The sequence below is a fragment of the Polaromonas sp. P4_H1 genome, assembly GCF_056400945.1.
On record NZ_JBFUKG010000118.1, the window covers coordinates 1 to 561 of the forward strand.

Genomic DNA, 561 nt, shown 5'->3' on the forward strand with positions numbered 1-561 from the left:
TACACGATCTGGACGACCGACAGCAACGGCAACTACCTCTCCTTCAACGGCACGACGACAGGCGCCAGCCCAAGGCTGCAAGCATTCGAGCCCAGTTTCCATCAAGACCTGAATGGCGACGGCTTTACCGGTATTTTCAACGGTGGACTCAACAACCAATCATTTGCGTTCCGGCCCGGCATCGGCGCAGAGCTGATATCGGACAGCAGCAGCATCGCGCTGGAGGGGTTCGCCGCGGTCTCCAGCATGCAGGAACTGACCGCCGCGTTGCACGAGGCGCAAGCCGGCCAACCGCAAACGCTGTTCCAGTCGATCAACAACGGTCAGGACACCCTGATCGACCTCGGTGATCACGACAGTCTCACGCTGGCGAACGTGCATCTTGCCGATCTCCAAGCTAGTCATTTTCTGATTCTGTAGTTTCACTCAGCCACCGGTCAGGGCAGCACCTCTCGCCGCTCCGCCAGCTGCGCGTCCATTTCGGCGCGTTTATCGTCCAGCAGGCCCTGATCGGCGGCCTCGATCACCTCATACAGCGCATGGGCGTCGCTGAGCCGGGGC

Annotated in this window: 1 protein-coding gene; it reads left to right on the plus strand. The window is 60.6% G+C overall.

Going from position 1 to position 561, the window contains the following annotated elements; all coding sequences use genetic code 11:
• Positions 1-420: hypothetical protein (locus AC1DS5_RS25430; protein ID WP_477721018.1), on the plus strand; the 420-nt coding region annotated here is incomplete at its 5' end.
• Between the last annotated feature and the right edge of the window lie 141 nt (positions 421-561).